Origin of the sequence: Pontimicrobium aquaticum (assembly GCF_005047595.1) — a bacterium.
In the GTDB taxonomy this organism is placed as follows: Bacteria; Bacteroidota; Bacteroidia; order Flavobacteriales; family Flavobacteriaceae; genus Pontimicrobium; species Pontimicrobium aquaticum.
In genome coordinates, this window is the sequence record NZ_SUPL01000013.1 from 1 (window position 1) to 23,622 (window position 23,622).

14 protein-coding genes and 1 tRNA gene are annotated in these 23,622 nt (G+C 34.5%); 9 read left to right on the top strand and 6 right to left on the bottom strand.

The annotated features are described in order from the left end of the window. Positions 1–176 precede the first annotated feature (176 nt). The 4 genes from infB to E5167_RS14995 all read right to left on the bottom strand — a co-directional run bounded on the left by infB (position 177) and on the right by E5167_RS14995 (position 5,033). The gene (gene infB / locus E5167_RS14980; protein WP_136844979.1) at positions 177–2,951 is read right to left on the bottom strand and encodes a translation initiation factor IF-2; all 2,775 of its coding nucleotides are present in this window, start codon (positions 2,949–2,951) and stop codon (positions 177–179) included. Positions 2,952–3,061: 110 nt separating this feature from the next. Then, positions 3,062–4,294 carry a transcription termination factor NusA gene (nusA, locus tag E5167_RS14985; protein WP_136844980.1) on the bottom strand — a complete coding sequence of 411 codons (1,233 nt, stop codon included), beginning with the start codon at positions 4,292–4,294 and terminating at the stop codon, positions 3,062–3,064. Positions 4,295–4,306: 12 nt separating this feature from the next. Beyond that, positions 4,307–4,768: a ribosome assembly cofactor RimP gene (gene rimP / locus E5167_RS14990; protein WP_136844981.1), complete on the bottom strand. Its 462-nt coding sequence runs from the start codon at positions 4,766–4,768 to the stop codon at positions 4,307–4,309. A 192-nt stretch (positions 4,769–4,960) separates the two neighbouring features. Beyond that, positions 4,961–5,033, bottom strand: a tRNA-Gln gene (locus tag E5167_RS14995). A 152-nt stretch (positions 5,034–5,185) separates the two neighbouring features. On the opposite strand from E5167_RS14995, the gene E5167_RS15000 reads away from it, so the two are divergent. Next, positions 5,186–8,491, top strand: a complete 3,306-nt coding sequence (locus E5167_RS15000; RefSeq protein ID WP_136844982.1) for a glycosyltransferase family 117 protein — start codon at positions 5,186–5,188, stop codon at positions 8,489–8,491. After that, positions 8,492–9,145, top strand: a complete 654-nt coding sequence (locus E5167_RS15005) for a polysaccharide deacetylase family protein (protein ID WP_136844983.1) — start codon at positions 8,492–8,494, stop codon at positions 9,143–9,145. Here the strand turns inward: E5167_RS15005 and E5167_RS15010 are convergent. Then, positions 9,126–9,422 carry a thioredoxin family protein gene (locus E5167_RS15010; RefSeq protein WP_136844984.1) on the bottom strand — a complete coding sequence of 99 codons (297 nt, stop codon included), beginning with the start codon at positions 9,420–9,422 and terminating at the stop codon, positions 9,126–9,128. The two genes, E5167_RS15005 and E5167_RS15010, sit on opposite strands and share 20 nt — an antisense overlap. A gap of 144 nt (positions 9,423–9,566) precedes the next feature. Next, positions 9,567–10,793, bottom strand: a complete 1,227-nt coding sequence (locus E5167_RS15015; RefSeq protein ID WP_136844985.1) for a metallophosphoesterase — start codon at positions 10,791–10,793, stop codon at positions 9,567–9,569. A 213-nt stretch (positions 10,794–11,006) separates the two neighbouring features. On the opposite strand from E5167_RS15015, the gene E5167_RS15020 reads away from it, so the two are divergent. From E5167_RS15020 to E5167_RS15050, 7 genes are all read left to right on the top strand, one after another. Continuing rightward, on the top strand, positions 11,007–13,955 hold the full coding sequence (locus E5167_RS15020) for a GH92 family glycosyl hydrolase (RefSeq protein WP_136844986.1): 2,949 nt from the start codon (positions 11,007–11,009) through the stop codon (positions 13,953–13,955). 121 nt (positions 13,956–14,076) lie between these two features. Next, entirely contained in the window at positions 14,077–15,399 is a 1,323-nt protein-coding gene (locus E5167_RS15025) for a sugar MFS transporter (RefSeq protein WP_136844987.1), read from the top strand. Continuing rightward, positions 15,392–17,719, top strand: coding sequence for a GH92 family glycosyl hydrolase (locus tag E5167_RS15030; protein WP_136844988.1), 2,328 nt, complete (start codon positions 15,392–15,394; stop codon positions 17,717–17,719). Before E5167_RS15025 ends, E5167_RS15030 begins: the two co-directional genes overlap by 8 nt. Before the next feature lie 4 nt (positions 17,720–17,723). Continuing rightward, positions 17,724–18,722 carry an isoaspartyl peptidase/L-asparaginase family protein gene (locus E5167_RS15035; RefSeq protein WP_136844989.1) on the top strand — a complete coding sequence of 333 codons (999 nt, stop codon included), beginning with the start codon at positions 17,724–17,726 and terminating at the stop codon, positions 18,720–18,722. A 243-nt stretch (positions 18,723–18,965) separates the two neighbouring features. Further along, complete coding sequence (locus E5167_RS15040) at positions 18,966–19,253, top strand: hypothetical protein (RefSeq protein ID WP_136844990.1); 288 nt, start codon at positions 18,966–18,968, stop codon at positions 19,251–19,253. 111 nt (positions 19,254–19,364) lie between these two features. Further along, the gene (gene polA, locus E5167_RS15045) at positions 19,365–22,232 is read left to right on the top strand and encodes a DNA polymerase I (RefSeq protein ID WP_136844991.1); all 2,868 of its coding nucleotides are present in this window, start codon (positions 19,365–19,367) and stop codon (positions 22,230–22,232) included. Between the two features lie 49 nt (positions 22,233–22,281). Next, positions 22,282–23,463, top strand: coding sequence for a tyrosine-type recombinase/integrase (locus E5167_RS15050; RefSeq protein WP_136844992.1), 1,182 nt, complete (start codon positions 22,282–22,284; stop codon positions 23,461–23,463). Positions 23,464–23,622 lie beyond the last annotated feature (159 nt).

Consider the following 23,622-nt stretch of genomic DNA (forward strand, 5'->3'; position numbering starts at 1 on the left):
ACTTGCGATACTACTGCTAATTTAAAGCCCAAATTATAATCGCGCTGAGTACGCTTAACTCTTGATTGCTCTTTGTCTTTCATAATAAGTCGTTTTTGTGTCAACTTATTTCAGGACGGGACAATACATATAAAAAAAGCGACCTAACTAGGTCGCTTTTTTTATATCTTAAAGAGTTATTTTAATTTCTTTTTAACTTCTACTTCTTGGAATGCTTCTATAACATCACCTTCTTTAATGTCGTTATAATTTTTAATCTGCATACCACAATCGTATCCTTTAGAAACTTCTTTAACATCGTCTTTAAAACGCTTTAAAGATGCTAACTCACCAGTGTAAATTACCACACCATCACGAATTAAACGAACACCAGAGTTTCTGTATATTTTACCATTGGTAACCATACAACCTGCAATGCTTCCAATTTTTGATACTTTAAATATTTCACGTATTTCGGCTGTTCCTGTGATTTCTTCTTTAAATACAGGCGACAACATGCCTTCCATAGCGTCTTTTAAGTCATTAATCGCATCATAAATAATAGAGTACATTCTAATGTCAATTTCTTCCTTATCAGCTATTTGACGTGCGTTACCCATTGGGCGAACGTTAAATCCAATAATAATAGCATCGGATGCTGTTGCTAGTAGCACATCACTTTCGGTAATAGCACCTACGCCTTTATGTATAATATTCACTTGAATTTCTTCAGTAGATAATTTTTGGAAAGAATCTGTTAAGGCTTCAACCGATCCATCAACATCACCTTTAAGAATAATGTTAAGTTCCTTGAAATCTCCTAAAGCAATTCTACGTCCAATTTCATCAAGTGTAATATGACGTTGCGTTCTAACAGATTGCTCACGTTGAAGCTGTGTACGTTTAGCTGCAATAGATTTTGCTTCTCTTTCATCTTCAAACACATTGAATTTATCTCCTGCTTGAGGTGCTCCATCTAATCCTAGAATTGAAACTGGCGTTGATGGTCCTGCTTCTTCAACATCATTTCCACGCTCATCATGCATTGCTTTTACCTTACCACTATTTTTACCAGCTAGAACATAATCTCCTACTCTAAGTGTACCTGCCTGAACCAAAATTGTAGAAACATAACCTCTTCCTTTATCTAAGAATGCTTCAACAACAGTTCCTTGTGCTGGTTTGTTAGGATTGGCTTTTAACTCCAATAATTCGGCTTCAAGTAATACCTTTTCTAATAATTCTTTAACACCTGTACCTAATTTTGCTGAAATATCTTGCGATTGTATTTTTCCTCCCCAATCTTCAACTAGCAAGTTCATGCCAGCAAGACCTTCTTTAATCTTTTCAGGATTAGCTGCTGGTAAATCTATTTTATTTATTGCAAAAACAATTGGTACTCCGGCTGCTTGCGCATGTGAAATTGCTTCTTTCGTTTGAGGCATTATATCATCGTCTGCTGCTGCAACAATAATTGCAATATCTGTAACTTGAGCACCACGAGCACGCATTGCGGTAAAGGCCTCGTGACCAGGTGTATCTAAAAAGGCTATTTCTTGTCCGTTTTCTAATTCTACACCGTAGGCTCCAATATGTTGTGTAATCCCACCTGATTCTCCAGCAATAACGTTTTCTTCACGTATGTAATCTAGAAGCGATGTTTTACCATGATCTACGTGACCCATAACTGTTACAATTGGAGCACGTGGTTTTAAATCTTCTGGTTTATCTTCTACTTCTTCAATAGATTCTTCAATATCAGCGGTAACAAACTCTACTTTATAACCAAATTCTTCAGCAACGATAGATAGTGTTTCGGCATCTAAACGTTGATTCATGGTTACCATCATTCCAAGCGACATACAGGCTGAAATAATTTGTGTTACAGAAACGTCCATCATGGTAGCAACTTCGCTTGCCGTAACAAACTCGGTTACTTTAAGTACTTTACTTTCTGCTTCTTGTTGCTGTAAATCTTTTTCGGTTTGCTCTCTATGTTGATCTCTTTTCTCTCTTCTATACTTGGCGCCTTTTCCTTTGTTTGACTTTCCTTGAAGTTTTTCAAGAGTTTCTCTTACTTGTTTTTGTACTTCTTCAGCACTTGGCTCTTCTTTTACAACTTGTGGTCGTCTTTGTCCTCTTCCTTTTCCTCCTCGCTGATTACCACCTCTTTGTCCTCCTTGTCTTTGTCCTCCAGGTGCATTACCATTACCTACTTTACTAATACGACGACGTTTTTTTCTTGCATCTGAATTAGCGTCAGGTTTTTTATCTTCTTTCTTTTTCTTAGGCTTATTAAATTGAGATAAATCTATTTTATCTCCAGAAATTTTAGGACCTGTTAGTTTTTGATATTTAGTTGCAACTCTTTCTTCTTTTGGCTCGGTTGATGCTACTTCAGGTTTTGGAGCTTCTTCTTTTTTAGCAGGCTTAGGCTTTTCGGATTTTGTTTCTGCTTTTTTTGGAGCTTCTTTCTTTAGAGTTTCTTTCTTTTTAGGTGTATCTAAGTCTATTTTACCAACTTGCTTAGGACCTTCAACTTTTACCTCCTTCTTTTTCTCTACTCTCGTTGGTGTTTCAGGGGTTGCTTCTTTTTTTGGAGCTTCTTTCTTTTTAGGCTTATCTAAGTCTATTTTACCAACTTGCTTAGGACCTTCTAAAGTGGTTTTAGCTTTAACGATTTCCTTTTTAGCAGCTTCCTCTTTTTTAAGTTTTTCTTCGATTTCGCGTTCGCGTTCTAATCGTAATGCTTCTTTTTCTTTAAGCTTAGCTTCACTAACTTCTTTAGAGGCTACTTTTTTACTTGCATCGGTTTGAAATTCTCCTGAAAGGACTTCATATACTTCTGAAGAAATTTTAGTAGTAGGACGCTTTTCTATTTCAATGCCTTTTGATTCTAAAAAATCAACAGCACGATCTATAGAAATATTTAACTCCCTTAGTACTTTATTTAATCTAATTGTTTCAGCCATAAATTGCCTTTAAAATATCTTGCAGTTGTTAACTGCGTTGGTTTTGGTACTTATAAAATTTGGTAAAAACTAACCTGTGTTACTTTGTTCACCTAATATATAATAATTTTTTATTCTTCAAATTCTTCTCTAAGAATTCTCACAACCTCATTAATTGTTTCTTCTTCAAGATCGGTACGTTTTACTAAATCGTCAACATCTTGCTCTAACACACTTTTTGCTGTGTCTAATCCTACTTTTGAGAATTCTGAAATAATCCAAGCATCAATTTCATCAGAAAATTCAGATAATTCAACATCTTCTTCTACACCTTCTCTAAACACGTCTATCTCATATCCTGTTAATTGTCCTGCTAGTCTAATATTGTGCCCTCCTCTACCAATTGCTTTACTAACTTCTTCTGGTTTTAAAATTACTTCGGCACGCTTTGCTTCTTCGTCAATTTTAATTGAAGTAATTCTTGCAGGGCTTAAAGCTCTGGTTATGTATAATTGTAAGTTGTTTGTGTAATTAATTACATCAATATTTTCGTTTCCTAATTCACGAACAATTCCATGGATTCTTGATCCTTTCATACCAACACAGGCTCCAACTGGGTCTATTCTATCGTCATAAGAATCTACAGCTACTTTTGCTTTTTCACCAGGGATTCTCACTACGTTTTTAACTGTAATTAATCCGTCAAATACTTCTGGAATTTCTTGTTCAAACAGCTTTTCTAAAAATGCTGGTGCTGTTCTAGACATAATGATTGCTGGCTTATTTCCTTTTAGCTCAACACTTTCTATGACACCACGAACGTTTTCACCTTTTCTAAAAAAGTCTGAAGGTATTTGTCTGTCTTTTGGCAAAATTATTTCATTGCCTTCATCATCTAAAAGAATTATCGCTCTATGACGAATATGATGTACTTCAGCGGTGTAAATTTCGCCTACTAAATCTTTAAATTGCTTATAGATATTTGTGTTATCGTGCTCGTGAATTTTAGAAATTAAATTTTGACGTAATGCCAAAATTGCTCTACGACCTAAATCGATAAGCTTTACTTCTTCTGACACGTCTTCGCCAACTTCAAAATCGGGTTCAATTTTACGAGCTTCAGTTAAAGAGATTTCTTGGTTTGGTTCTTCTACCTCACCATCGGCTACTACAACTCGGTTTCTCCAAATCTCTAAATCTCCTTTATCAGGGTTGATAATTATATCGAAGTTATCATCATCGCCAAACTTCTTTTTTAATGCATTTCTAAAAACATCTTCTAAAATCGCCATTAAGGTTACACGATCTATTAATTTATCGTCCTTAAATTCTGAAAATGACTCAATTAACGCAAGATTTTCCATAGTTATATTGGATTAAAATTTTATCTTAACTTTTGCTTCTGTTATATTTTTATAGGGTATTGTTACTTCTTTTTCAACGGTAACTTTTCCTTTTCCTATTGGTTTAGGCTCTCTAGCTTTCCATGTTAATAAAATATCTTCTTCATTTGCTGAAGCTAATATACCTTCATACTTTTCGCCTTCTGCTTTTACAGCTAAAGTTCTACCAACATTTTTTTTATACTGCCTAACATGACTTAAAGGTGTTGTTGCTCCTGCCGAAGCCACTTCGAGAGAAAAATCGTGTTCTTCTCTATCTAAATTATGTTCTATCGCTCTACTGATAAATATGCAATCTTCAACAAGTACGCCTTTATCACCATCTAAAATAACCTTGATGGCATTTGTTTCAGATATGTCGCAACTCAATAAGAACAAATCTGGTCTTTCATCGAGTGCTTCGTTTAATAATGCTAGAACTTTATCTTTAAACATTTTTTAGTATAAAAAGAGGGGACTTCTCGTCCCCTCAGCTATTCTTTTTCTTACAACGCTGCAAATATACAACATTATTATTGATTTTAACAAGGGTTTTGATATGATTTACATAAAAACAGTGATATAAAGATATTTCTTTTTGAAATCTTATCGAAAACAAAAAAATCCAACTATAAAGTTGGATTTTTGTTGGCCTACTAGGGCTCGAACCTAGACTCTTCTGGACCAAAACCAGACGTGTTGCCAGTTACACCATAGGCCATTCTCTTATTTTGAGGTTGCAAATTTATAACAAAGTTTTATTTGCACAAGTATTTTTTCAAGAAAATAATACGAAACCCTTAACGTTTACTTAAAAATAGTCTTGTGTAATTTTTTTATTATTAAATTCGCCATCAGTAACAAACAACCATTATGACACAAAACAGCTTTAAAAAATGGAATACCATTTTAGGTTGGATTGCCTTTTTAATAGCATTTATAACGTATAGCCTAACCGTAGAACCCACAGTAAGTTACTGGGATGCTGGAGAATACATACTAACTTCATCTAAATTACAAGTTGGCCATCCACCTGGAGCGCCACTGTTTCAAATGATGGGTGCTTTTTTCTCCATTTTTGCTATGGAAGCATCACAAATTGGCTTAATGCTTAATATGATGAGTGCTGCTGCTAGTGCCTTTGCCATTGCTTTTATGTTTTGGTCTATATCTATACTATTGCAAAAACTTGTTGTAAAAGATAATACCATGTCTTTAAGTCAAGGACAAGCTATTTTAGGAGCCTCATTAGTAGGTAGTGTTGCTTTTTCGTTTACAGATTCTTTTTGGTTTAACGCTGTGGAAACAGAAGTTTACGCCATGGCTACTATGATAATGGCTATTATGTTTTATTTAGGTCTTCGTTGGGAGCAAGATATGCACAAACCTAGAGGCAATAAATGGCTGGTGTTAATATCGTTTATTGTAGGATTATCGTTTGGAGTGCATTTCATGGGTTTATTAACCATTCCTGCTATTGGACTTATTTACTTCTTTAAGAATTATAAAACTATAACGGTTAAAAACTTTATTATAGCCAATGTCGTAGTGGTTGCTATTTTGTTATTTATTTTTAAATTATTAGCTCCTAATATCTTACGCTTTTTTAGTGCGTTAGAAATATTTTTTGTGAATAGCATTGGATTACCATTTAATTCAGGGTCAATCATTGCTGGATTAATAATTGTAGCTGCCATTTATTACGGATTAAATTATACTCGCAAAAAACAATACAAACATATTAACACAGCTATACTCTGTCTAACCTTTGTTATATTAGGGTTTTCGTCTTGGTTAATGCTACCTATTAGAGCAAATGCCAATGTAGTAATTAACGAAAACAACCCTTCTAGTGCTAGAGAATTATTAGCATATTACAATTTAGAGCAATACCCAAAAACATATTTGTTTTATGGGCCACAGTTTACCGAGCAATATTCGGGCTACGATGAAAATAATCCGTACAAGGATGACAAGCCTAAGTATGAAAAAGATTTTGAAAAAGGAAAATATGTTATTGTAAACGATTACAAAAATGCATTACCTAGTTATAATACCAAACACGCTTCGGTTTTACCTAGAATGTGGAGCCCTGAGCATGCCGAGAATTATATGATGTACACTGGATTTATAAACTTTAAAATAAAACCAGAATACCAGATGCAAAACAAGGTAAGGGCGTTTGTAAACGATTTTATGTCGAGAGTCCAAAAAGGGGAAATTGACTATGAACAATACAACGATTTCTTGAGACAATATGGACAGCAGTTTTTAGATATTGAAAAACCTTCGTTTTTAACCAATGTGGCATATATGTTAGAATACCAATTAGGATATATGTATTGGCGCTATTTTATGTGGAATTTTACTGGGCGCCAAGACGATATTCAAGGAAAATACGACATGCATGGCAACTGGATTAGCGGTATTAAATTTATTGATGAAATGCACCTTGGTATGTCGCAAGACAACCTACCAAGTGATGTGCTCAACAATAAAGGTAGAAATACCTATTACTTTTTGCCATTAATATTAGGTTTAATTGGATTGTTCTTTTTGTTTAATTCTGATAAAAAACTGTTCTGGATCATGTTGGTATTTTTCCTATTTACAGGATTAGCCATACAAGTATATACTAATGTTCGCCCATTCGAACCAAGAGAACGCGATTACTCGGTAGTTGGATCTTTTTATGTATTTGCTATTTGGATTGGTTTTGGAGCCTATGCACTCTATGATTTCTTCTCAAATTTTACAAAACAGAAATTATTAGCACCTGCAATAACAATTGCTTGCTTAGTTTTAGTTCCTGGTATTTTAGCTGCAAACAATTGGGATGATCATGACCGTTCTGGCAAAAAAACAGCACTGTCTATGGCTAGAAAATATTTGGAATCTTGTGCACCTAATGCTATTTTATTTAGTATAGGAGACAATGACACTTTTCCTTTGTGGTACTTACAAGAAATTGAAGGTGTTAGAAAAGATGTAAGAGTAGTAAATACTAGCTTGTTTCAAACCGATTGGTATATAGACCAAATGAAACGCAAAGCATACGAGAGCGATCCTATTCCTTCTCAATTAACACACGACCAATACAAATATGGTACACGAGATGTGCTACCAGTAGAGCAGATACTTCCTGACTCTGTATCCTTAGACATAAAAGAAGCTTTGAAATTTGTAACAAGCAATAACGCAAGGTCAAAATATAAATATGTAGCTCAGCAAAAAGGCTGGGATATAAATTCTATGCGACCTCAAGATTTAGAAACAAATTACTTACCAACTAAACATTTAAGAATTTCTGTTGATAAAGCATCTGTTTTAAAACATGGCATTGTAAAAGCCAAAGATGCCGACAAGATAGAATCGTATGTTGATATTGAAATTACCAGCAACTCTCTTCCTAAAAACAGATTATTAATGTTAGACATAGTTGCTAATAACAACTGGGAACGCCCTATCTATTTCACTGGTGGCGCCTTTGGTGATGGTGATTATATTTGGATGAAAGATTATTTACAATTAGATGGTTTGTGTTATAAATTGGTACCTATTAGAACACCAATTGATAGAGCTAACCCTTTTGATATGGGACGTGTTGATACCGATTTAATGTATGAGCAAGTAAAGAATTGGGACTGGGGAAATAGTGGTGGCGATATTTATCATGATGTTGAAACACGAAAAAACGGTATTTCTTATCGTGGTAATTTAGCACGCTTAATCGAAGCACTTATCAATGAAGGCGAATTAGAAAAAGCCGAAGAAATGACCGATTTAGCCATGGAAAAAATGCCTGTGGATATCTTTGGTTTTTATACACTTTTAGAGCCTTATATTAGCGCTTATTATGAAGTTGAAGCCAATGAGAAAGGTCGTCAATTATATATAGATGTTTCAATGAAATATCAAGAAAACCTGACGTATTTTAGTACCTTATCAGATAAAAAGCAAACACAACTTATTGATGAAATATCTACAGATATTGCTCGATATAGAGGTTTGATTGATGTGTTAATGCGATACGAAGAACAACCGTTTGTAGAAGCAGAAATGCAAAAATACAATAACTTTATACGATTGTTTACTGGTGAAACTGAAGAATTTGACAGACAGCAAGATGCAGATATTCCGGTTGATACAACCATAGCTCCAACTGATAGTACAAACTAAATGAGTTTTACACCAATAACAACCCCAAAGGTTGTTAAGTCGTTATTTCCAACATTGGTTTGGGACATCCCAACTAAAGGTAAAGACATTTACCTGACTTTTGATGATGGCCCTACTCCAAAAATTACCAATTGGGTGCTTGATACCTTAAAGCAGTATAATGCTAAGGCCACCTTTTTTTGTATTGGAAAGAATATTGAAGAGCATCCAGACGTTTTTAAGAACATTATAAGTGAAGGTCATAGCATTGGCAACCATACTTATAACCATGTTAAAGGTTGGAAAACGAAAACCAAGGACTATTTAAATAATATTACTCAAGCAAAAAAAATTATTGATTTACATGTTAAAGAATCAGAAATTGGTAATCAGGATTTATTTAGACCTCCTTATGGACAAATAACACCTAAACAAATCAAAAAGCTTCAAGAGCAATCTTATAAAATTGTAATGTGGAATGTGCTTTCGGTTGATTGGAATAAAAAAGTATCAACAGAAACCTGTTTAAACAATGTAATTAATCATACTGATTCTGGAAGCATTATTGTATTTCACGATAGTGTTAAAGCTTCAAAAAACATGCAATTTGCACTTCCAAAAGTCTTAAAATACTTTAATGAAAAAGGATATACTTTTAAACGTATTCCTGAATAATCCCTATTAGCGTATTGGCATCTTGCTCTCCGCTTTGGCGCCATTTCATTTCGCCGTTTTTATAGATAATCAACGTTGGCAAGCCTTTTATTCGCAAGGCATCTGCTAGGTCTTGATTTTTTTCAACATCAATTTTAATAACCTTAGCTTTATCGCCTAACGCAGCTGCAACATCTCTTAAAACAGCGTGCATTGCTACAGATTGTTCGTTCCATTCTGTGAAAAAATCCAACAGAACCGGAATATTTACATCTATTAATTCACCAAACTTTGACATAGTTTAAAGTTTTAAATTAAATGTCGTTATACAAACCTACGTATTTTTTTTATACTATACTTTAAATTAAGCTTACTAGTAGGTTCACTTTGATACATTTATAAAAATAAATATTTTCATAGTAAATATAACATTTCCTTTTAATTACACAGTTTCCAACCCTTTTTTAAGTTCAATTACTGTAATTTCAGGCCAAATACCTACTCGCCCTGGATACGCCAACACACCAAAGCCTCTGTTAACATTAATGTATTGACCTGCTTCTTTGTAAATACCAGCCCAATATTTATAACGCCATTTAACAGGACTCCATTTTACCCATCCAGGGATTTCAATACCAAATTGCATACCGTGTGTATGTCCGCTTAATGTTAAATGATAATGATAATCATGTGCTACAGCTTCATATTGCCAATGCGAAGGGTCATGACTCATTAATATTTTAAAATCGTTGGCATCAACGTTTGACACGGCTTTAGTTAAGTCGCCCTTTTGTTTAAAACCCTTTCCCCAGTTTTCAACACCAATAATAGCTATACGCGCTCCGTTTTTTTCAATAAATCGGCTTTCATTAAGCATTAAATCAAAGCCCATTTCTTTTTGTATCTTTTTTAAATCCTCTAAATTTTTTTGTTTTTCTTCTGCTGTATCCCAATCTACATAATCTCCATAATCATGGTTCCCTAACACTGAGAAAACACCATCATTGGCTTTTAATTTTTTAAAAGTCTCTTTCCAAGGCAACATTTCGGTAGCTTTATTGTTTACCATATCGCCAGTAAACAAAATAGCATCCGATTGTTGCTCATTAATTAAATTAACAGCATAAGACACTTTATCTTTATTATCAAAACTACCACTGTGAATATCGCTTATTTGGGTAATTTTATAACCATCAAAAGCTTCTGGCAAGTCTTCAAAATGTAGGGTGTATTTCAATACTTTAAAATTGTACTTCCCTTTATACATACCATACAATAACGATGTAAACGGTATAGCGGCCAGACCCAAAGCAAATTGACTGATAAATTTTCGGCGTGATGGTAAATGAAAGCTATTGTTTGATGCAACTAATTTTTTGTAAACACCTACCAAGCCTCTAAAAACATCTTCCCCAAACATAATGGGCACAACTACTATCTTTAAAGCCAAAAGTGTTAACAGAAAACCGAAAGCATAACTTTTTTCTGGTGATAAAACCCTTCCATCGCTAGCTTGTGTAAATTGAAATATAAAATTACCAACGACAACTACCGATACTAAAACATGCAAATAATGAATCCAACGATTTTTGGTAATGGTTTTAACAGCCTGAAACGCGTAAAAATCTACTATTGCATAGATTACCACAAATATTAGCCACCTTATCATTCTCTCTTTTTCATACTTTGTACAAAAATAGCTCCAAAACTTACATTTTAGCAAACATTAACAAAATAAGAACACAACAACCATATAACCTGAAAATATGACAGTTAAGATGCATGTTCAATATTGAATACAAACACCAATACCCTTTGATTTTTACCTTAACTTACTATTTAAAGATTTACTATCTTTCAACTTCTATTTTAAAAACCACTAATGAAACTAATTTTTGCTTATTTCGGCATCGCATTATTATTGTTTAGTTGCCAAGAAAAAACAAATAACTACCCCGCAAAAAAAGACAACAACCTCATCTCTTATGTCAACCCTTTTATTGGCACTGGAGGTCATGGTCATATGTATCCAGGTGCAACCATGCCTTTTGGCATGATGCAACTCTCTCCAGACACACGATTGGATGGTTGGGATGGCTGTTCTGGCTATCATTATTCTGATAATTACATTTACGGTTTCTCGCATACGCATTTGAGTGGCACAGGCGTTTCCGATTATGGCGATATTTTATTGATGCCAACCAACGAGGTGGTTTTTAATAATGGTGCTAATACTTCGACAGGCTCAGCACAAGTTCAAAAAGGCTATAAAGCACATTTTAGTCATGATAACGAAGTGGCTGAACCTGGTTATTACAAAGTACATTTAGATTCCACTGAAATTGATGTAGAACTATCTGTATCAAAACGAAGTGGTATTCATAAATATGAATTTTCAGAAGGCTCAAAACAAATTGTAATTCTAGATTTAGAGCATCGCGACGAGGTCTTAGACTCTAAGGTAAACATCTATTCCAATACCGAAATTGGAGGTCATAGACATTCCAAAGCTTGGGCAACAAACCAGTATTTGTTTTATAATATGGAGTTTTCCAGATCGTTTAAAAACATGACTTTTCTCAACGATGTTAACGAAGGAAAAAAAGTAAAAGTCGCTTTTGAGTTTGATGCATCAGAGGATACAACATTAGAAATTAAAGTTGGAATTTCGCCAGTAGATGAAGAAGGTGCTCGTAAAAATAGACGAAAAGAGCTAGACGGAAAATCGTTTGAACAAATAAAAACCGAAGCCCAAAACATTTGGGAACAACAGCTAGAAAAAATAGTCGTTGAAAGTGATAATGAGGATTATAAAACCAATTTCTATTCAGCAATGTACCATGTGAGTATTGCTCCAAACCTCTATCAAGATGTGGATGGACGCTACCGAGGTATGGATTTAGAAATTCACAAAACCCAAGATTTCGATTACTACACAGTATTTTCACTTTGGGATACATACAGAGCTGCACATCCTTTATATACCATTATTGAACAAGACAGAACTAACAATTTTATCAATACCTTTTTAGCAAAATATGACGAAGGTGGTATCATGCCTATTTGGGATTTGTCTGGTTGTTATACAGGTTGCATGATTGGGTATCATGCGGTTCCAGTCATTGCTGATGCGTATTTAAAAGGCTTACGAAATTATGATGTTGACAAAGCGTTTGAAGCCATGAAGCACTCTGCTAATCAAGATAAATTAGGCTTGGAATCCTATAAATCACTTGGTTATATTCCTGTAGAATTTGAAAGCGAATCGGTTTCAAAAACATTAGAATATGCTTATGATGATTGGACCATAGCACAAATGGCAAAAAACTTAGGAAAAGATGATGATTATAAAACCTTTTCTGAGCGCGCTCAATATTACAAAAATATTTTCGACCCAGAATCACAATTTATGAGAGGTCGTTTTCGTAACACTTGGTTTGCGCCTTTCGACCCTTATGAGGTGAATTTCAATTATACCGAAGCCAACTCTTGGCAATACAGTTTTTATGTACCGCAAGACATTTCAGGATTTATGGATTTACTTGGTGGAAAGGACAAATTAGAAGAAAATCTAGATGAATTATTTACTGCTGAAGCTGAAACCTCAGGTCGTAATCAGGCAGATATTACTGGTTTAATTGGGCAATACGCTCATGGTAACGAACCCAGTCACCATATGGCTTATTTGTATAACTTTGTAAATAAGCCACATAAAACGCAAGAGCGTGTGCATCAAATTTTAACTGAATTATACAAAAACGCTCCTGACGGAATTTCGGGAAATGAAGATTGCGGACAAATGAGTGCTTGGTACATATTAAGTTCTATGGGTTTTTATTCGGTAACTCCTGCGTCTAACCAATATATCATTGGAACACCGCTCTTTCCTAAAGCAACCATCAATTTAGAAAAGGACCAACAATTTACAATTGTGGCTCATGATATTAGTGATTCTAATAAATATATTGAAAGTGCCATGTTAAATGGAGAAGCTTTGGAAAGAACATTCATATATCATAATGAAGTTGTAGATGGCGGAATATTAGAGTTTCAAATGACCAGTACGCCTTCAAGTTGGGGAACAAAAAAAGGGCAAGAACCAAAAACCGAAATAACAGACCATTTGATTATCCCTGCTCCATTTATTGCCAAAGGCGATGTGGCTTTTAAAGGTGAAACCGAAGTGGTTTTAGAGAATGTAGATAAAAGCGCAACGATATTCTTCAAATTAGGAGAAGATAATTATAAAAAATATGAAACGTCTTTTACAATCTCAGAACCAACAATATTAAGTGTTTATTCTGAAAAAGAAGGTGTTAAGAGTGCAACTATAACCACACAATTCTATAAAATAGATCCAAATATTTCTATCAAACTAGACACTGAATACGCCAATCAATACAACGCTGGAGGCAATGATGCTTTAATTGATGGTATTATTGGTGCAAGAGATTTTAGAACTGGCACTTGGCAAGGGTATTCTGATGAAGATGTAATTGCCACTGTTGATTTAGGTAGTGAAAGCCCTATTAATACCATTTCAGTAAACTTTTTAAAAGACCAACGCTCTTGGATATTTTATCCAACTGAAGTTAAATGCTTGGTATCTAAAGACGGGAAAAACTTCAAGTCACTAGGAAACTATGTGTTTGAAGACATAATACCTTCGGATGAAGTGGATATAAAAACTGTCCAGTTTAAACAACCTAGTAGAAGTTATCGGTATGTAAAAATCATTGCCAAAAAACTGGGTGTATTACCAGAGTGGCACTTAGGTTATGAGCACGATGGACGAAGTTGGTTATTTGTTGATGAAATTACTATTAATTAACTGTCATTCTGAGGAGTGAAACGACGTGAGAATCTTTTAAATTGAACTCTTAAAATAAATATAACAACATATTGCCACTGCCGACAACAAACGTCGGCATCGCAATGACAATATAACACACATGAACCAACCAAAATCTTATCGTTCCTCATTTATACTACTAACTACCTTATTCTTCCTCTGGGGATTTATAACAGTTTTGGTAGATTCTTTAATCCCTCGACTTCGCGAGCTATTCACGCTAACTTACGCGCAAGCAGTCTTGGTACAATTTGCTTTTTTTGGGGCATATTTCTTGCTATCTATTCCAGCAAGTTACATTTTATCTAAAATTGGGTACAAAAAAGGAATCATTCTAGGACTATTAACGATGGCAGCTGGCTGTTTATTGTTTTATCCTGCAGCTTCGTATCGTGTTTTTGGAATATTCATGCTAGCTTACTTCATTTTAGCTGGAGGAATGACTATTTTACAGGTAGCTGCAAATCCGTTTGTAGCAGTATTAGGAAGTGAAGATGGTGCGTCCAGTCGCTTAAATTTATCTCAAGCCTTCAACTCCTTAGGAACAGCTATTGCACCTGCAGTGGGTGCTTTATTTATATTAAGTGATACCATAAAAACGGAAGATCAAATTGCGGCTTTAACCGAAACAGCCAAGGAAACCTATTTAGCTTCAGAAGCCTCGGCTGTGCAAATGCCCTTTTTAGGGTTAGCATTATTTATTGGTCTTATTGCTGTAATATTTTTATTTGCAAAACTTCCTAAACTAATTAATGAAACTTCAACAGGCACTTATGTTGAAGCTTTTAAAAACAAAAATTTAATGTTAGGTGTACTTGGTATCTTATTTTATGTTGGTGCTGAAGTATCCATTGGGAGTTTTTTAGTAAACTATTTTCAAGAAATGAATATGATTCCTTTGATTAGAGAAAGTAATGCACTAATGAATATAGCTGAAACAGTTGCAGTAGTCTTTTTTAAATCTTTAGATGGAGCTGACGACAAAGCCTTACTAGGCATATTTGTTATTTTTTATTGGTCTGGTGCTATGATTGGTCGTTTTGTAGGCTCCTATTTAACCCGAATCATGAAACCAGGTAAAGTCCTTGGCATATTTGCAACCATTGCGATTACATTAATTTTAATCTCTATTAGCACTACTGGCTTAGTAAGTATGTGGAGTATTTTGGCTGTTGGACTGTTCAACTCCATAATGTTCCCAACCATTTTTACATTATCCATTGATGGTATTGGCGAATTAAAACCCAAAGCATCAGGATTATTGTGTACAGCAATCGTTGGTGGTGCAATTATACCCTTTGTTTGCGGTAGTTTAATAGACCTTTTTGGGTTTAAAATCGCATTTATTTTTATCACTTTATGTTATTCATATATCCTTTGGTTTGGTTATAGAAATTCAAAAAAAATAGTATCACATGCTTAAAAAACTTGCATTCTTTATATTACTTACGATGGTTTTCAATTGTAAAAACGAAAACGTTTCTAAAGAAAACTTAACACACAATTCTTCAAAAGAAGATTATACACAATACGTTAATCCGTTTATAGGAACTAGTAAAATGGGACATGTGTTTCCAGGAGCCACAGCGCCTTTTGGAATGGTGCAATTAAGTCCGCAAACCAACTTTGAGGTTATGCATAAAGAAGATGGCTCTTATAATAGTGAAACCTACGAATATTGTGCAGGCTATCAGTATCGTGATTCTACCATTATTGGGTTTGCACACACCAATTTTAGTGGTACAGGACATTCCGATTTGGGTGATTTTTTAGTCATGCCAACAACGGGAGACTTAGTCCTCGACCCATTAGAAACTTACGATGGTGATAAAGGATTTTATTCAACATTCTCTCACGACAACGAAGAAGCCTCTGCTGGTTATTACAAAGTCGATTTAGATACTTACAATATTAAAGCAGAGTTAACTGCAAGTGAACGCGTAGGGTTTCATCAATACACCTTTCCAAAATCTGATAATGCGCATGTTATCTTAGACATGGTCTATAATGTGTATCATCACGACAATAAAAATGTGTGGACCTTTATTCGTGTTGAAAACGACACCTTAGTTACAGGATATCGCCAAACCAAAGGTTGGGCAAGAACTAAAAAAGTATTTTTTGCGATGCAATTCTCAAAACCCTTCAAGAGCTATGGCCACAAGAAATATGATGAGATTAAATATGATGGTTTTTATAAACGTTTTAAACAAGATGAAAATTTTCCCGAAATGGCAGGAAAAGACATTCGTGCCTATTTTAATTTTGATACCAAAGAAGATGAAAAAATCAATATTAAATTTGCCTTGTCTCCAGTAAGTACTGCTGGAGCGATGAAAAATTTAAAAGCCGAAATTCCGCATTGGGATTTTAATAAGATTAAAGAAGAAACTAAAGAGAAATGGAACAAAGAGCTTTCTAAAATAGAAGCCGAGACATTGACTGAAGATGATAAAATTACGTTTTATACAGCCATGTACCATACCAACCTCTCACCTATTTTATATGAAGATGTAGATGGGCAATATCGTGGTTTAGATCAAAATATTCATCAATCAGATGGATTTACCAACTACACTATTTTCTCACTTTGGGATACGTATAGAGCGCTTCATCCGCTTTTCAATATCACCCAACCTAAGCGTAATAACGATATGATAAAAAGTATGTTAGCACACCATGATGAAAGCGTTCATAATATGTTGCCTATTTGGTCTCATTATGCAAATGAAAATTGGTGTATGATTGGTTATCATGCCACTTCTGTTATTGCCGATGCCATGGCAAAAAATGTTGGCGATTTTAACTATGAACGTGCGTTGCTAGCTTCAGTGAACACTGCAAACGTAAGTTACTTTGATGGCCTGGGAGACTACATAGATTACAAATATGTGCCAGATGATTTAAGTCACTCATCGGTTTCAAAAACTCTGGAATATGCTTATAACGATTGGTGTATTGCACAAATGGCAAAGCAAGTTGGTGATGCTTCAGCAGAAAAGGAGTTTATGAAACGCTCCGAATATTACAACAATGTGTATGACCCAAAAATTGGCTATATGCGTCCAAAATTGAGTGATGGTACTTTTAGAAAAAACTTTGATCCAATGGATACTCATGGACAAGGGTTTATTGAAGGCAATGCTTGGAATTATGGGTTATATGTTCCACAAAACATTGACAAGATGGTTACTATGATGGGAGGAAAAGAACGCTTCACGCAACGTTTAGATTCTTTATTCACTATGAATATTGATGAAAAATATATTGCTAAACACGAAGATATTACGCGAGATGGTATTATCGGTAACTATGTGCATGGTAACGAACCAGGACATCATATTCCGTATTTATACAATTGGACAGGTCATCCAGAAAAAACACAATCTCGTGTTCGTATGATTATGGACACCATGTATGGCTCAACCGTTGAAGGCTTATGTGGTAATGATGATGCAGGCCAAATGAGTGCTTGGTATATTTTTAGCAGTTTAGGGTTTTATCCTGTCACTCCAGGTTCTCCAGATTATGCATTGGGAAGTCCGCTGGTAAAAGAGGCTAAAATTCATTTAGACAATGGAAAAACCTTAACGATTAAAGCTAATAATCAAAGTAAGGAGAATGTCTATGTACAAAGTGTATCCATCAATGGAAAAAAGCTAGAAAACAACTTATTATCTCATCAAGATATTATGAAAGGTGGCGAACTCATATTCGAAATGTCTAATCAACCAAAACAATAACATCATGAAACGTAGAAACTTTATAAAAAACGCATCTTTAACTGGCGTTGGTATTACAGTTGGAGCTTCGGCTATTGCTTGCAATAAAGAAAAAAAAACGCCTTCTAAAGAAACTGCAACAATTAACACATCAAAATTTCCAATTGCGATTTGTACTTGGGGGTTTGCTGAAGCCAATGCAAAAGCAGGAGAAGCATTATCTAATAACTCGTCTGCTTTAGATGCCGCAATTGAAGGTGTAGCAGTTGAAGAAGAAAATATAAAAAATACAACTGTAGGCAAAGGTGGTACACCAGATCGTGATGGAAATGTCACTTTAGATGCTTGTGTTATGAATTCTGATGGAGATTGTGGTGCTGTCTTGTGTGTTGAAAACATTACCAATGTAGCTGCTTTAGCAAAAAAAGTAATGGAAGACACGCCTCATGTAATGCTTGCAGGAAAAGGTGCAGAAGAATTTGCTTATGCACAAGGCTTTAAAAAAGAAGAACTTTTAACCGAAGCGTCTAAGAAAGCTTGGGAAAAATGGAAAGAAACTTCAAAGTACAAGCCTATTATCAATATTGAAAATCATGACACTATAGGAATGCTTACTATGGATAATAATGGAAACATGGCTGGAGCCTGCACCACATCTGGCTTAGGCTATAAGATGAAAGGACGTATTGGCGACTCACCCATTATTGGGTCTGGATTATTTATAGATAATAAAATTGGTGGTGCAGTTGCTACAGGAATGGGAGAAGAAGTGGTAAAAACTGTTGGTAGTTTTTTAATAGTTGAATTAATGCGACAAGGAAAATCTCCTCAGGAAGCTTGTGAAGAAGCTATAAGCAGAATAGTCTCTAAAGGCAATCGTTATAAAGATTTTCAAATAGCATATCTCGCTATGAATAAAGCTGGAGATATTGGATCATATTGTATTCATAAAGGATTTACTTATATGAAATATCAAGATGGCAAAAACGAACAAAATCAGTCAGATTACTATAATAAAGAGTAAAATAATAATTATACTTCTTTTCCTACATTTAATAAAAATTTAGGTTTCGACGAATGGTTCAATTACATCTATCAACGACCAAATACGTGTTTTATCGATGAAAAGCAATATTAAAAAATGCATTTCATCGATATTTTTTTCAAAACGATTCAAATAAACTAGATTTCTTTGCATTTGAACAAAAATTTAGAATACTAACTTGTTGTGTGCCTTTACTTTGTTGTCAGAAACAAACCCCAAGTTATGAACAGAGTATTAATAGTAATAGCATTTTTAATCGTTCCTTTTTTCGCATCTGCGCAAAACGATACTAAGATTGAAAAGACTGAAATTAAAATTGAAATAAAAGCTGATGTTATTATTAAAGCTGAAATCAATAAAGAGATTGCTATTAAAAAAATAGATCCAATAACTACAAATCCAAAAAAACAAAATTTAGACCTTAACTTTAAAAAGAGTAACGATATTAGTAGCGTTAAGGCATATATAAAAAGTTTACAGTTAAAGCGTACTGCTTCTGTAATAAGTTAATTCATTTTAACAAAATAGTAAATAGCCAAAAAGGGAAATACAATGTGTTTCCCTTTTTTTTTTATATCACCATTATTGTTTCGTAATTTTATGCCTTACAACACATAAAATATGTCAGAACAAAAACGTCTCTTTTTAGTCGATGCTTATGCTTTAATTTTTCGCGGTTATTATGCGTTTATAAAAAACCCAAGAATCAATTCAAAAGGTGTCGATACTTCAGCCATCATGGGTTTTATGAATTCGCTTTTAGATGTTATAAAACGAGAACGACCAGACCATTTAGCAGTTTGTTTTGACAAAGGTGGAAGTGTTGATAGAGTTGAAATGTTTGAAGCCTACAAAGCTAATAGAGACGAAACACCAGAAGCTATTAAAGTTGCCGTACCATATATACAAGACATTTTAAAAGCCATGCATATTCCAATTATGGTTAAAGAAGGTTATGAAGCCGACGACGTCATTGGAACCCTCTCTAAACAAGCCGAAAAAGAAGGTTACAAAACCTACATGGTAACTCCAGATAAGGATTTTGCGCAACTCGTTTCAGAAAACATTTTTATGTATCGTCCAAAATCGTTTGGTGGAGGTTATGAAACCTGGGGAATTCCAGAAGTACAAAAGAAATTTGAAGTAGAGCGACCTGAACAAGTTATTGACTTTTTAGGTATGATGGGAGATTCGTCCGATAATATTCCCGGACTTCCTGGAGTTGGTGAGAAAACTGCTAAAAAATTTATAGCTGCTTACGGAAGCATGGAAGGCTTATTGGCAAATACGCATGAGTTAAAAGGGAAAATGAAAGAAAAAGTTGAAGCTTCAAAAGAACTGGGTATGCTCTCTAAAGAACTAGCTCGCATCATGCTTGATGTACCAGTAAAATTTGATGCTAAAGATTTTGAGCTTGACCATCCAGATATTGATAAAGTAAAAGCCATTTTTCAGGATTTAGAATTTAGACGATTAACCGACAATTTCTTAAAAACCTTTGCTACTCAGGAAGAAAAAACTGATGTGGCTTCGAGCGACCTCAGCCACCAAAATAAAAAAAGCCCTTCTTCATCTTCGAGTTCAAGTTCGTCTTCAAAAAGTGCAGGCGCTGGACAGTTCTCCCTATTTGGCACGGATTCTTCAGAAGAAATAGAAACAGTTTCAGAATACACAAGAAAAACAGCAAAAACCACCTCGCATTTTTATCAAAGTATAGCCTCAGGAATGGCAACTAAATTGTTCATTAAAAATTTAATGCAACAAACCTCTGTATGCTTTGACACTGAAACCACAGGCATTAATCCAATTACTGCTGAGTTGGTTGGTATTGCCTTTTCTTGGGAAGTTGGTAAAGGGTTTTATATGCCTTTTCCTGAAAATCGTGATGAAGCACAAGAACTTATTGAACAACTTCGTCCATTTTTCGAAAATGAATCTATTGAAAAAATTGGTCAGAATTTAAAGTACGACATCAAAGTGCTTGCTAAATACAATGTGGAGGTTAAAGGCAAATTGTTTGATACTATGTTAGCACATTATCTTATCAATCCTGATATGCGTCATAACATGGATGTACTAGCTGAAACATATCTCAATTATACACCTATTTCAATTACCGAACTTATTGGTAAAAAGGGCAAAAATCAACTCTCGATGAGAGAGGTTCCTTTAGATAAACAAACCGAATATGCTGTTGAAGATGCCGATATTACGCTTCAATTAAAAGAACATTTTGAAAAAGAATTAGGTGAAGCCAATACACAAAAACTGTTTGATGAGATTGAAATTCCACTGCTTCGTGTACTTGCAGCCATGGAGTTAGAAGGCATTAATTTAGATACTGCCTTTTTAAATTCACTATCAGAAGCACTTAATAACGATATTGCAACTTTAGAAACTAACATTTACAAAGCTGCAGGTGAAGAATTTAATATCGCTTCTCCTAAGCAATTAGGTGTGATTCTTTTTGAAAAACTAAAGTTGGTTGACAAACCTAAAAAAACAAAAACAGGACAGTATGCAACTTCCGAAGACATCCTGAGCTATTTGGCTAAAGACCATGAAATTATTAGAAACATTTTAGAGTATCGTGGTCTAGCAAAACTCAAAAGCACCTATGTTGATGCCTTACCACAACAAGTTGAACCAACAACAGGAAGAGTGCATACCGACTATATGCAAGCCGTTGCAGCCACAGGACGATTAAGCAGCAACAACCCTAATTTGCAAAACATTCCTATTCGTACTGAACGTGGCAGGCAAGTACGTAAAGCATTTGTTCCAAGAAATGAAAATTACACGCTTTTAGCTGCCGATTATTCTCAAATTGAATTACGTGTTATTGCTGCCTTAAGTGAAGAAGAAACCATGATTAATGCTTTTAAAAATGGCGAGGATATTCACGCATCCACAGCCTCAAAAGTATTTAATGTACCATTAAGTGAAGTAACACGAGAACAGCGTAGTAATGCTAAAACAGTAAACTTCGGAATTATCTATGGGGTTTCAGCCTTTGGGTTGAGCAATCAAACCGATTTAAACAGAACTGAAGCCAAAGCACTTATTGACACCTATTATGAAACCTACCCCAAACTTAAAGCTTACATAAGCAAACAAGTAGATTTTGCTCGTGATAATGGCTATGTAGAAACCGTTTTGGGTCGTCGCCGTTATTTAAAAGATATTAATTCTCGAAACGCTGTGGTTAGAGGTGCTGCCGAACGTAATGCGGTGAATGCACCAATACAAGGTAGTGCTGCAGATATTATTAAAATTGCCATGATTAATATTTACAATAAGCTACAAGAAGGTAATTTTAAAACCAAAATGCTGTTACAAGTGCATGACGAATTGGTATTTGATGTTTATAAACCAGAATTAGATGCCATAAAAAATTTGGTTAAAACCGAAATGGAAAATGCCTATAAACTAAACGTACCTCTTGATGTAGATTTAGACATTGGCGATAATTGGTTAGAAGCTCATTAGAATTTTAATTCTCTTTTTTGCAACTTTAAGGTATTGTAATACATTAATTATGAGCAATCTACCTATTATAACACTTTCAAAAGCATACCACAGAAAAGAAAACCAAATACTTATAGGCTTTAAACATGATTGGGTATTAATAGATGTGGTAAAGCATATACCTCAAGCCAAATGGAGTGCTACCCTAAAGAGTTGGTATGTAAAAAATACGCCTAATAATCTTAAACAAATACATGATGTTTTTAAAGGTCATGCACAAATAAATAGAAGTAAACTATTTAAAAAGCCTATTCCCATTCCTAATACATTTCCTGCAAAGCAAAAACGTAATTTAAGCGATAAACAAAGGTTATTTCTTAATACTTTTTATAAATATTTAAAAGGTAAGCGTTACAGTAAAAGTACAGTAGAAACCTATAGTTTTTTTATAGCCGATTTTATTGAATTTAACCATAACAAAGGGTTAAATTTACTTACCAATAGAGATGTAGAGTTGTATATAGAATCTGTATTTATTAAACGCAATTACTCTATAAGTACACAACGCCAGTTTATAAGTGCTGTGAAGCAATTTATTATTTTTTATCCTGAAACAAACATTAGCAACCTTGCCTTAAGCAGGCCAAAAAAATCAAAAAAACTACCTACTGTTTTATCTCCCGAAGAAGTAATTGCTATAATACAATGCACACGTAATTTAAAACATCGCGCCATTATAACATTACTGTATTCGGCAGGGTTACGCATTGGCGAAATACTTAACTTAAAGTTGGGCGATATAAACCTAAAACGAAAACAAATACATATAAAAAGAGCCAAAGGACGTAAAGACAGATATGCCACATTGGCCGAGAGCTTTATTCCTCTACTTAAAAATTATGTTATTACTTACAAGCCCAAATATTTCTTTGTAGAAGGCGTTTCTGGAAAACCTTATTCGTCGAGTAGTATTCGAAAAGTTTTATCTCGTTCGTGTAAAGCTGCTGGAATTCACAAACATGTAACACCTCATACTTTGAGACATAGCTATGCAACACATTTGCTTGAAAATGGTGTAGGGTTACGGCACATACAAGAATTGTTAGGCCATGCTAAACCGGAAACAACCATGATTTACACTCATGTAGCTAGAAAAGATTTAATGGATATTACAAGTCCTTTGGATACGGCTGTGAAGCAACTATCAAGAAGCGATAACACGGAACAAAAGTTCCTATTATCCCGAAAATAAATATAAAAAATGAGTATATTTATCCACATATAACACGTTGTATGCCATCGGAGTTACTTTTTGACATTCAACTTCGGTTTTCGGAATATCGTATCAGAAAAAATTGTTCGTTTAGATTAAGGATTGACTGGATTTTGTGTATTGTCAACCTATCAGGAA

Bases quoted from the DNA above. Each gene is read 5' to 3' on its own strand.
- infB (WP_136844979.1), bottom strand. From the start codon at position 2,951: ATGGCTGAAACAATTAGATTAAATAAAGTACTAAGGGAGTTAAATATT.
- nusA (WP_136844980.1), bottom strand. From the start codon at position 4,294: ATGGAAAATCTTGCGTTAATTGAGTCATTTTCAGAATTTAAGGACGAT.
- rimP (WP_136844981.1), bottom strand. From the start codon at position 4,768: ATGTTTAAAGATAAAGTTCTAGCATTATTAAACGAAGCACTCGATGAA.
- E5167_RS15000 (WP_136844982.1), top strand. From the start codon at position 5,186: ATGACACAAAACAGCTTTAAAAAATGGAATACCATTTTAGGTTGGATT.
- E5167_RS15005 (WP_136844983.1), top strand. From the start codon at position 8,492: ATGAGTTTTACACCAATAACAACCCCAAAGGTTGTTAAGTCGTTATTT.
- E5167_RS15010 (WP_136844984.1), bottom strand. From the start codon at position 9,422: ATGTCAAAGTTTGGTGAATTAATAGATGTAAATATTCCGGTTCTGTTG.
- E5167_RS15015 (WP_136844985.1), bottom strand. From the start codon at position 10,793: ATGATAAGGTGGCTAATATTTGTGGTAATCTATGCAATAGTAGATTTT.
- E5167_RS15020 (WP_136844986.1), top strand. From the start codon at position 11,007: ATGAAACTAATTTTTGCTTATTTCGGCATCGCATTATTATTGTTTAGT.
- E5167_RS15025 (WP_136844987.1), top strand. From the start codon at position 14,077: ATGAACCAACCAAAATCTTATCGTTCCTCATTTATACTACTAACTACC.
- E5167_RS15030 (WP_136844988.1), top strand. From the start codon at position 15,392: ATGCTTAAAAAACTTGCATTCTTTATATTACTTACGATGGTTTTCAAT.
- E5167_RS15035 (WP_136844989.1), top strand. From the start codon at position 17,724: ATGAAACGTAGAAACTTTATAAAAAACGCATCTTTAACTGGCGTTGGT.
- E5167_RS15040 (WP_136844990.1), top strand. From the start codon at position 18,966: ATGAACAGAGTATTAATAGTAATAGCATTTTTAATCGTTCCTTTTTTC.
- polA (WP_136844991.1), top strand. From the start codon at position 19,365: ATGTCAGAACAAAAACGTCTCTTTTTAGTCGATGCTTATGCTTTAATT.
- E5167_RS15050 (WP_136844992.1), top strand. From the start codon at position 22,282: ATGAGCAATCTACCTATTATAACACTTTCAAAAGCATACCACAGAAAA.